General features: G+C 43.6%; 10 protein-coding genes. 8 read left to right on the top strand and 2 right to left on the bottom strand.

The features are described 5' to 3' along the window. Positions 1-45 precede the first annotated feature (45 nt). Both pdhR and ampD read right to left on the bottom strand, forming a co-directional pair. Entirely contained in the window at positions 46-813 is a 768-nt protein-coding gene (pdhR, locus tag R7Q38_RS12765; protein ID WP_005379989.1) for a pyruvate dehydrogenase complex transcriptional repressor PdhR, read from the bottom strand. Between the two features lie 405 nt (positions 814-1,218). After that, positions 1,219-1,770, bottom strand: coding sequence for a 1,6-anhydro-N-acetylmuramyl-L-alanine amidase AmpD (gene ampD, locus R7Q38_RS12770; protein WP_042521337.1), 552 nt, complete (start codon positions 1,768-1,770; stop codon positions 1,219-1,221). Positions 1,771-1,862: 92 nt separating this feature from the next. Between ampD and nadC the strand changes: the two genes are divergently transcribed. The 8 genes from nadC to yacG all read left to right on the top strand — a co-directional run bounded on the left by nadC (position 1,863) and on the right by yacG (position 9,067). Then, positions 1,863-2,750, top strand: a complete 888-nt coding sequence (nadC, locus tag R7Q38_RS12775; RefSeq protein ID WP_005386616.1) for a carboxylating nicotinate-nucleotide diphosphorylase — start codon at positions 1,863-1,865, stop codon at positions 2,748-2,750. A 261-nt stretch (positions 2,751-3,011) separates the two neighbouring features. Further along, positions 3,012-3,461, top strand: coding sequence for a pilin (locus tag R7Q38_RS12780; protein WP_054574816.1), 450 nt, complete (start codon positions 3,012-3,014; stop codon positions 3,459-3,461). Between the two features lie 3 nt (positions 3,462-3,464). After that, positions 3,465-5,150, top strand: coding sequence for a type IV-A pilus assembly ATPase PilB (gene pilB / locus R7Q38_RS12785; protein WP_136976641.1), 1,686 nt, complete (start codon positions 3,465-3,467; stop codon positions 5,148-5,150). A 23-nt stretch (positions 5,151-5,173) separates the two neighbouring features. Beyond that, positions 5,174-6,397, top strand: a complete 1,224-nt coding sequence (locus R7Q38_RS12790) for a type II secretion system F family protein (protein WP_239938376.1) — start codon at positions 5,174-5,176, stop codon at positions 6,395-6,397. A gap of 64 nt (positions 6,398-6,461) precedes the next feature. Then, positions 6,462-7,331: a prepilin peptidase gene (locus R7Q38_RS12795; protein WP_137282356.1), complete on the top strand. Its 870-nt coding sequence runs from the start codon at positions 6,462-6,464 to the stop codon at positions 7,329-7,331. Beyond that, positions 7,332-7,946 (top strand): dephospho-CoA kinase, encoded by a 615-nt coding sequence (coaE, locus tag R7Q38_RS12800; RefSeq protein WP_137282357.1) that lies wholly within the window; start codon positions 7,332-7,334, stop codon positions 7,944-7,946. It begins immediately after the preceding gene. A 27-nt stretch (positions 7,947-7,973) separates the two neighbouring features. Next, complete coding sequence (zapD, locus tag R7Q38_RS12805; RefSeq protein WP_005373086.1) at positions 7,974-8,714, top strand: cell division protein ZapD; 741 nt, start codon at positions 7,974-7,976, stop codon at positions 8,712-8,714. Positions 8,715-8,872: 158 nt separating this feature from the next. Then, complete coding sequence (gene yacG / locus R7Q38_RS12810; protein WP_017635922.1) at positions 8,873-9,067, top strand: DNA gyrase inhibitor YacG; 195 nt, start codon at positions 8,873-8,875, stop codon at positions 9,065-9,067. Positions 9,068-9,511: the final 444 nt, after the last annotated feature.

Here is a 9,511-nt window from a genome sequence, read left to right on the forward strand (position 1 = left end):
GATCTATCCTTCTGTTGGTTGGATCTACTTATTTAAGTAACGCTCTTACGAGTCGTTACCCTGCTGAATTCGACGTAGAGAACGCTCTCGTCGAGACTCTTCTCGAGTCAAATCCAACAATGTTTCTTCGATGTAAGCCAAGTGCGAGTGGGACATTTCTCGCGCCTTTTCAGGCTGACCAGAAACAATCGCATCCACGATATTGGCTCGGTGTTTACTGACTTTCTCGACCGCTTCTGGGCGGCGACGTAGTAATTTAAAATTTTGTAGAATATTTTGCTCAAGCAAAGGTGCTAAGCTTCGAACAATGTGCAACAAAACCACGTTGTGCGCGGCTTCTGTCAAAGCGATCAAAAATTGCATCACTTCCGCAGATTCAGCTTCGATATCGTTGTTTGCTTGCTCTTGGCTAATGCGTTCAAGGCAACCTTGAATACGCGCAAAATCTTCTTCGGTACCACGTAAAGCTGCAAAGTAAGCTGAAATTCCTTCCATTGCATGACGAGACTCAAGCACATCAAGCTGGGTTTCAGAATGACTAGACAACAAATTCAACAAGGGATCTGAAAAGCTCTTCCAGATATTCTCACTTACGAATGTTCCGCCACCTTGGCGACGAGTCAACAAACGCTTCGCTTCCAAGCGTTGAATGGCTTCTCGGACTGAAGGACGAGACACATCGAACTGTTTTGCCAGTTCACGCTCTGGAGGCAGTTGTTGCCCCGGAGACAATGTTCCTTCCACTATCAACCTTTCTAACTCTTGTTCTATAACATCAGAGAGTTTTGGCTGACGAATCCTTTGATAAGCCATAATTTATTGTTCTTCTACTCTTGCAGGTAATTGGTAATACCAATTTTAAGTTGGTGCAGAAATTAACATAATTAAAACGCCACTGTCCAGCCGAAAATTGACCTAAATCATAGAACGAGCTTACTTCCAACACTCTGATAACAATCGACTGTTAAAACAGCAATAGAATTGGTATGACCAATTACATAAAGCATACAAATGGGAAGTCGACGTGCTAGCAGTTTTGGAAAAGAAATACAGAAAATGACAAAATTATCAGTCTATTTATTCACCAAAACGGCATATGCGAGCGTAAAAATGTAGTTAACTTTTAACAATCATTAATATTTCTGGTATCAAAAAAAGGCATACCTGATCGTATGCCTTATTTATTTCGCTTTTTTGAATTTACACTTTCGCTACAAATCAACGCTGTATAAGCAGTCTATATTTCACCCAATCAAAGCTTAGACCAGGATCGCTTTTTCTCAAGGGCGCAATATATTGATGACCGGTAATTCGTGGCGGGGTGATTTGAGGATAAGACTGCATAATCACCTCAGTGATCTCTGCAAGTGATTGATATTGCGCTTCTGTGTAGGCAGTAAATTCTGTCCCTTCAAGCTCGATACCAATGGAATAGTCATTACAACGCTCCCTGCCCGCGAAACTGGATTGACCGGCATGCCATGCTCTATCAAGAAAAGAAACAAATTGAACAACCTCGCCGTTTCTTTTAATCAAGCAATGTGCAGAAACGCCCATTTTGTGAATAACTTCAAAAAATGGATGTTCATTTGGGTCTAGCTTGCCAGTGAAGAAGTCCTCTATATATGGTCCACCAAACTGCCCAGGAGGCAAACTGATGTTGTGTACCACCAGCAGAGAGATGTCGTTTATATCAGAGCGGGCATCAAAAAATGGTGACGGAACATGCTTTGCCTGTGTCAGCCAGCCATTCTCGATAATTGGGCGCATATCAACCTCTCTACTTTGCAAATTAACTGCTGAAATTATTGACACCGGAGAGTATCATTCGTTGCCATCTCCCTTTCAAGACAAGATTTGCGATGAAGAACACACACAACATTCAAGAACGCCTAGAATACCTTAAACAACAACTCCCTTTAGAGATCACTCGCTCTGTCGCTGATACCTTAAAAGAAGATCTAGGTGGCAGTGTCGACGCAGATAACGACATTACTGCATCTTTGATCCCTGCCGATGCGGTTAATGCCGCAACGATTATTACTCGTGAGCATGGTGTGTTCTGTGGTCAAGCATGGGCTGATGAAGTTTTTAAACAGCTCGGTGGCAAGGTCAGCATTGAATGGCACGTAAAGGACGGAGATAAAGTCGAACCTAACCAAACCCTTTGCACGCTGACAGGCCCTGCTCGTGACTTGTTAACTGGTGAGCGTAACGCAATGAATTTCATCCAAACGTTGTCTGGCTGCGCAACAGTTACCGCAGAGTACGCTGAAAAAATCGCGCATACTGAGTGTCGTCTACTAGACACACGCAAAACCATTCCTGGTCTGCGTAGCGCACTAAAATACGCCGTGACGTGTGGTGGTGGCTTTAACCATCGCATCGGCGTGTTCGACGCTTACCTCATTAAAGAAAACCACATTATTGCTTGTGGTGGCATCACTCAAGCCATCCAAAAAGCGAAAGAGCTTAACCCAGGCAAACCAGTAGAAGTAGAAACGGAAAGCTTAGAAGAGTTGAAACAAGCGATAGAGGCTGGTGCCGACATCATCATGCTCGATAACTTCACAAAAGAAATGATGCGTGAAGCCGTAGCGATTAACGCAGGTCGTGCCGCTTTAGAAAACTCCGGCAACATTACGCTAGAGACCATCGCAGAATACGCAGAAACCGGTGTCGATTACATTTCGGTAGGCGCGTTGACTAAGCATTTAAAAGCGATGGATCTTTCGATGCGCTTCAAATAATAAAAGCAACACAATCTCAATTACTTCAACTAACTCAGTGAGTTGTGAGTAACTCATCATTTAAAAGGGCCAATTGGCCCTTTCTTTTTATCCACTAAAAAATAGTACTACTCGCAAAACTCTGCATGCGATATGCAACTTTTCACCAAAGAGTTTTATCTCACTCGAGAGCCCATCCCTTCCCCATTTTCAACCCACCTTAACTCTCCATAATCTTTCGCCAATGCAAGAGCATTATTAATTTTTAGGAAAGGGTTAAAAATGAAAAACAGTAAACATAAAGAACAACAGGGTTTTACTCTGATTGAATTAATGATTGTGGTGGCCGTTATTGGTGTTTTAGCAGCGATTGCTATCCCTCAATACCAAAACTATGTGGCCAAGTCAGAGTTGGGGGCTGGACTAGCAACAATAACCTCAGTACGAACTAATGTTGAAGATTACATTGTTACAAATGGTAGTTTTCCTGATGGTACAACTGCTGGCCAGCTAACAACTGACTTAGGAGTGATTCAGCCAAACAATGGTGCAATAACTTTTGATGACGCCAATAGCAACATCCTGTTAACTTTTGCCGGTTCTGGAAATAGCCCTGACGTAAATAATGCAAAAATAGCACTAAACAGAGCGGCTGGTGGTACATGGACATGTAAAGCCACCCTAGATGCTAAACTACTTCCAAAATCATGTTCTAAGGATGCTAATTTATAGAATATGTTAACCAACCTATCCACGGCTCTTCGCCAAAAAGGGTTACTGACGTTTTCCCAAGAAGAATCGTTAATAGAGCAAGTCAAAGCTTCTGGCATTTCGATGCCGGAAGCTTTACTCAGTTCTGGATTCTTCACGTCAAGCGAACTCGCTGAGCACTTAAGTTCTCTCTTTGGTTTAAATCAGCCCGAGTTATCTCAGTACGAGTATGCTTCGCTTTGTCAGCAACTTGGCCTTAGGGAATTAATCACACGGCATAACGCACTCCCACTCCAGCGTACGTCTTCAACGTTATTACTCGCCGTTGCCGACCCCACCAACCAACAAGCAGAAGATGATTTTCGCTTTGCCACTGGTTTACAGGTTGAATTGGTCTTGGGGGATTTTAGTCAACTCAGCGCGGCAATTCGACGCTTGTATGGTCGTTCATTGAGTCATGAGAAGTCCGGGTTAAAAGAGATCAACCAAGAAGAGTTAGCCAATCTGGTTGATGTGGGCGCAGATGAAATCGACAACATTGAAGACTTGAGCCAAGACGAGTCGCCCGTCAGCCGTTACATAAACCAAATTCTGCTGGACGCTGTGCGCAAAGGCGCATCCGATATCCACTTTGAACCTTATGAAAAGATGTACCGCGTGCGCCTACGCTGTGATGGCATCTTAATTGAAACACAGCAGCCACCAAGCCACTTAAGTCGCCGCTTATCCGCTCGTATCAAAATCCTCTCTAAACTTGATATTGCAGAGCGACGTTTACCACAAGATGGGCGTATTAAGCTCAAGTTGAATCAAGACACCGCAATTGATATGCGTGTATCCACGCTGCCTACTCTATTTGGAGAGAAAATTGTACTACGACTGCTCGACAGCAGCTCTGCGTCATTGGATATCGACAAGCTTGGTTATAGCGAACAACAAAAACAATTGTACTTGGATGCGCTGCGTCGCCCACAAGGCATGATTCTGATGACAGGCCCAACTGGGAGCGGGAAAACCGTTTCTCTGTACACTGGGCTGAGTATTCTCAATAAACCAGAAATCAACATTTCCACGGCAGAAGACCCAGTAGAAATTAACTTATCGGGCATTAACCAAGTTCAAGTTCAGCCTAAGATTGGTTTTGGTTTTGCCGAAGCCCTGCGCTCTTTCTTACGTCAAGACCCGGATGTGGTCATGGTCGGTGAGATTCGTGACTTAGACACTGCGGAAATCGCCATAAAAGCATCGCAAACCGGTCACTTAGTACTTTCAACCTTGCATACCAATTCTGCGGCTGAAACGGTTATTCGTTTATCAAACATGGGCGTAGAAAGCTTTAACTTGGCCTCATCCCTTAGTTTGATTATTGCCCAGCGCTTAGCCCGTAAACTGTGCTCGCACTGCAAACAATCACAAGAGCTTACCGTTCAGCTACAACATCTCGGAATTCAAGCAAGCGACAACATTTTTAAAGCCAATCCCGATGGATGCAATGAGTGTACCCATGGTTATTCCGGCCGAACGGGGATTTATGAAGTGATGCGCTTTGATGAATTTCTTTCCGAAGCGCTTATTAAAGGCGCGTCGGTACATGAACTAGAAAAACTCGCCATCGCAAATGGTATGAGCACGTTACAAATGTCGGGCATAGAAAAACTCAAACAAGGGATCACAAGTTTTAGTGAACTACAGCGCGTACTTTATTTTTAATCCTTTAATCAGCAGTCACATCCATGAAAAGCACTACACCACAACTTAAAAACTTCCGCTGGAAAGGCATCAACAGTTCTGGCAAAAAGACGTCTGGACAAACCCTCGCGATGACAGAAATTGAAGTACGCGAGCGTCTAGACGCACAGCACATCAAGATCAAGAAGTTAAAGAAAAGCAGTATCTCGTTTCTCACTAAACTCAGCCATCGCGTGAAAGGCAGAGACATCACGGTGTTTACCCGTCAGATTTCGACGATGTTGATAACCGGTGTACCCTTAGTTCAGGCTTTAAAATTGGTCTCAGAAAATCATAAAAAAGCAGAGATGAAATCCATTTTGATGAGCGTGACACGCGCCGTTGAAGCGGGGACGCCCATGTCAAAAGCCATGCGCACTGCAAGTGAACACTTTGACCCACTCTATACCGATCTTATCGCCACAGGTGAGCAATCCGGTAACTTAGCAGAAGTGTTCGAGCGCTTAGCCACCTACCGAGAAAAAAATGAACAACTCCGTGCGAAAGTGATCAAAGCACTGATCTACCCAGCCATGGTAGTTCTAGTAGCGTTAGGCGTGTCGTTTATCATGCTCACCAAAGTCATTCCCGAGTTTGAAAAAATGTTTGTTGGTTTTGGTGCTGACTTACCGTGGTTTACCAGGCAAGTATTAGATCTTTCCGCCTGGACACAAAACTGGAGTCCGTTTATCGCACTAGGCTCCATTAGTTTATTCATTTCGGTGAGAATCCTCTCTAAGCGTTCAGATTCTTTTCGCTTAATGCTCAACCGCTCTGTGCTTAAATTTCCGGTCCTTGGGCCTGTATTATCAAAAGCCGCTATCGCCAAATTTAGTCGAACACTCGCCACAAGCTTTACAGCGGGTATTCCAATTCTAACCAGTTTAAAAACCACATCAAAAACCTCAGGAAACTTACACTATCAACTCGCCATAGAAGAAGTTTACCGTGATACCGCCGCAGGTATGCCAATGTATGTTGCCATGCGTAACTGTAATGTGTTCCCTGAATTAGTGTTACAAATGGTCATGATCGGTGAAGAGTCTGGTCGACTTGACGATATGCTCAATAAAGTTGCAACGATCTACGAGTTTGAAGTCGACAACACCGTCGACAACCTTAGTAAAATTCTAGAGCCACTAATTATCGTATTTTTAGGTATCGTTGTTGGCGGATTAGTGACAGCAATGTACTTGCCAATCTTTAACTTAATGAGTGTATTGGGCTAGAATGAGCTGTTAACTCCTTTAAAACAGCATCTTGCTGATTTCACTCATCGCTCAAGAGACAAATATGGAAGTATTCCAGTACTACCCTTGGCTATTCGTTGTGTTTGCCACCATCTTCGGTCTTATCGTGGGTAGCTTCCTCAATGTGGTTATTTATCGACTACCTAAAATCATGGAACTAGAATGGCGACGCGAATGTGCCGAGTCATTTCCTGAATACAAAATAGAACCTCCTAAAGAAGTGCTGACCTTGAGCGTCCCACGCTCCTCCTGCCAGAAATGCGCAACACCGATACGTATTCGCGACAACATTCCTGTGATTAGCTGGCTGCTTTTAAAAGGCAAATGTCACAACTGTCAGACAACCATTAGCACACGCTATCCACTGATTGAACTGCTCACTGCATTCTGCTCAGGCTTTGTCGCTTACCACTTTGGTTTTAGTTACTTTACCGTTGCACTACTCTTTTTCACTTTTATCTTAATCGCTGCAACATTTATCGATCTCGATACTATGTTGTTACCTGACCAATTAACATTACCATTAACTTGGGCTGGCATTGCCTTAGCATTAGTCGAAATAAGTCCTGTTACTCTACAAGATTCTGTCATTGGTGCTATTGCTGGTTACCTATGTCTCTGGTCCGTTTACTGGGGCTTTAAGTTACTTACTGGTAAAGAAGGAATGGGGTATGGTGATTTTAAACTACTAGCGGCACTAGGAGCTTGGCTAGGTTGGCAGTCACTGCCGATGATCATTCTACTTTCTTCTGTGGTTGGCATCGTATTTGGCATCATTCAACTACGCTTGCAAAAGCAGGGAATTGAAAAAGCTTTCCCTTTCGGTCCTTACTTAGCAATTGCTGGTTGGATAAGCTTAATTTGGGGCGACCAGATTTTAAACTGGTACTTTACTTCAGTTCTAGGAGTGTAAATGGCTTTGGTTATTGGTTTAACAGGTGGTATCGCTAGTGGAAAAACAACCGTCGCGAATCTGTTCAAACAACAATTTAAAATCGATATCGTCGATGCCGACATTGTAGCAAGAGAAGTTGTCGAGCCAGGTACTCCCGGCCTAAACGCGATTATTGAACATTTTGGTCACGATATAGTTCGTGAAAACCAAACTTTAGATCGCGCAAAGCTGAGAGAAAAAATCTTTTCGAATTCAGATGAAAAAGCATGGCTCAACGCACTGTTGCACCCGATAATTCGTGAAAAGATGATCGAAGATTTGCAGCAAGTCACTTCAGAGTATGCGTTACTTGTGGTGCCGTTGCTCGTAGAAAACAAGCTAGATAGTTTGTGTGATCGCGTTCTTGTCGTCGATGTAGAACCGAATACACAGATATCTCGCACGATGAAACGAGACAATGTGAGTGAAGATCAAGTTCGCGCCATCCTTGCCTCTCAAGCATCAAGAGAGCAAAGGCTCGCGCTTGCAGACGATGTGGTTAAGAATAATCCAAGTGACCCTGATCTTTTGCTTCAAATCACAGATTTGCACGAAAAGTACCTAGCCATGTGTAAGAAAAATCTGCGAAAATAGGAACGAAACTCACAAAGGCTTATGTCGATGACCACGCACAAATTTGAACATCCGTTAAATGAGAAAACTCGTATTTATCTAAGAGTAGAGTCTCTGCTGCGTCAGGCTCACTTGGCCTCTGGGTTTAGCGAAAATCATCAGTATCAACTGTTTTTCCGTGCGTTATTCGATATGGTTGAGATCTTCGAACAAATCCAACTGAAAAGTGAACTGGCTAAAGATCTTGAGAAGCAGCGGCTGTCGTACCGCCATTGGCTCAATGTTGATGGTGTCGATCAAGACGCATTAAATACCCTACTACAAGAGATAGATGTCGTTCATAGCCAACTAATGGGTGCTGAACGTTTTGGCCAAGCATTAAAAGAAGATCGCTTCCTAAGCTCTATCCGTCAACGCTTTAATCTACCGGGTGGTTCATGCTGTTTTGATCTGCCAGCATTACACTACTGGCTTCATCTACCTATTGAACGTAAAAAGCGTGATGCACAACAGTGGCAAGCAAGCTTAAAGCCCTTATCTGATGCGCTTTCGTTATGGTTAAAGCTCACTAGAGAGACCGGACATTTCAAAGCTCAAATCGGTCGTGCAGGTTTCTTCCAAAGTGACGCTGATGAAGCCAACATTCTAAGACTTCACATCCCAATGGAATATGGCGTGTATCCTATGATTTCAGGCCATAAAAACCGCTTTGCGATCAAGTTTATGTCGTTTGAAAACGGTCAAGCGTGCACACAAGATATTGAATTTGAACTTGCTGTGTGCAGCTAAGACGACACTACGCCTCGCCTCCATAATCTAAAATTCAACGCTTTATTGCGCTTATATTTGATAAAATTTCGTAGCAGCAATAGCGCGTTGAATAAGCCATCTTTAATTCGTTTAGGTATACTACCCTTTAACACCAATTAGTAATGGGACGCTCAACTATGTCTAAAGTTACCATCGTTCAATGTCCACAATGTGGCGCCGACGTAGAATGGGGAGAACAAAGTCCTCATCGCCCTTTCTGCAGTAAACAATGCCAAATGATTGATTTTGGTGAATGGGCAGATGAAGAAAACACCATCCCAGGCGCACCCGATATGTCCGATAGTGATGGTTGGTCTGAAGACCAGTATTAAATTGAGACCTAGGGTAAAGGAATACCCTAGGTTCCTTCTTGGGGAATCTGAATCACGCTCCTTCGTCGCTGTCCAGAATGACGAATTTGAACCTCGGTGCTATATAATCTTTGACCATCATTTTCCGTCATTCCGAGGAGCCATAGCGACATCAGGAATCTACTCACAGTAAGGATGAAGCTAACAACTTAAACACTTGCATGCTCGACTAGTAGATTCTGAATCACGCTCCTTCGTCGCTGTCCAGAATGACGAATTTTAACCACGGTACTCTATAATCTTTGACCATCATTTCCTGTCATTCCGAGGAGCCATAGCGGCATCAGGAATCTACTCATAGCAAGGATGAAGCTAACAACGTAAACAATTGCATGCTCGACTAGTAGATTCTGAATCACGCTCCTTCGTCGCTGTCCAGAATGACGAATTTTAACCACGGTACTC

It is taken from the genome of Vibrio sp. Vb0598 (assembly GCF_033338935.1).
In the GTDB taxonomy this organism is placed as follows: domain Bacteria; phylum Pseudomonadota; class Gammaproteobacteria; order Enterobacterales; family Vibrionaceae; genus Vibrio; species Vibrio alginolyticus.

What these genes read in the sequence shown, in the direction of transcription:
- pdhR (WP_005379989.1), bottom strand. Translation starts at nt 813, where the DNA reads ATGGCTTATCAAAGGATTCGTCAGCCAAAACTCTCTGATGTTATAGAA.
- ampD (WP_042521337.1), bottom strand. Translation starts at nt 1,770, where the DNA reads ATGCGCCCAATTATCGAGAATGGCTGGCTGACACAGGCAAAGCATGTT.
- nadC (WP_005386616.1), top strand. Translation starts at nt 1,863, where the DNA reads ATGAAGAACACACACAACATTCAAGAACGCCTAGAATACCTTAAACAA.
- R7Q38_RS12780 (WP_054574816.1), top strand. Translation starts at nt 3,012, where the DNA reads ATGAAAAACAGTAAACATAAAGAACAACAGGGTTTTACTCTGATTGAA.
- pilB (WP_136976641.1), top strand. Translation starts at nt 3,465, where the DNA reads ATGTTAACCAACCTATCCACGGCTCTTCGCCAAAAAGGGTTACTGACG.
- R7Q38_RS12790 (WP_239938376.1), top strand. Translation starts at nt 5,174, where the DNA reads ATGAAAAGCACTACACCACAACTTAAAAACTTCCGCTGGAAAGGCATC.
- R7Q38_RS12795 (WP_137282356.1), top strand. Translation starts at nt 6,462, where the DNA reads ATGGAAGTATTCCAGTACTACCCTTGGCTATTCGTTGTGTTTGCCACC.
- coaE (WP_137282357.1), top strand. Translation starts at nt 7,332, where the DNA reads ATGGCTTTGGTTATTGGTTTAACAGGTGGTATCGCTAGTGGAAAAACA.
- zapD (WP_005373086.1), top strand. Translation starts at nt 7,974, where the DNA reads ATGACCACGCACAAATTTGAACATCCGTTAAATGAGAAAACTCGTATT.
- yacG (WP_017635922.1), top strand. Translation starts at nt 8,873, where the DNA reads ATGTCTAAAGTTACCATCGTTCAATGTCCACAATGTGGCGCCGACGTA.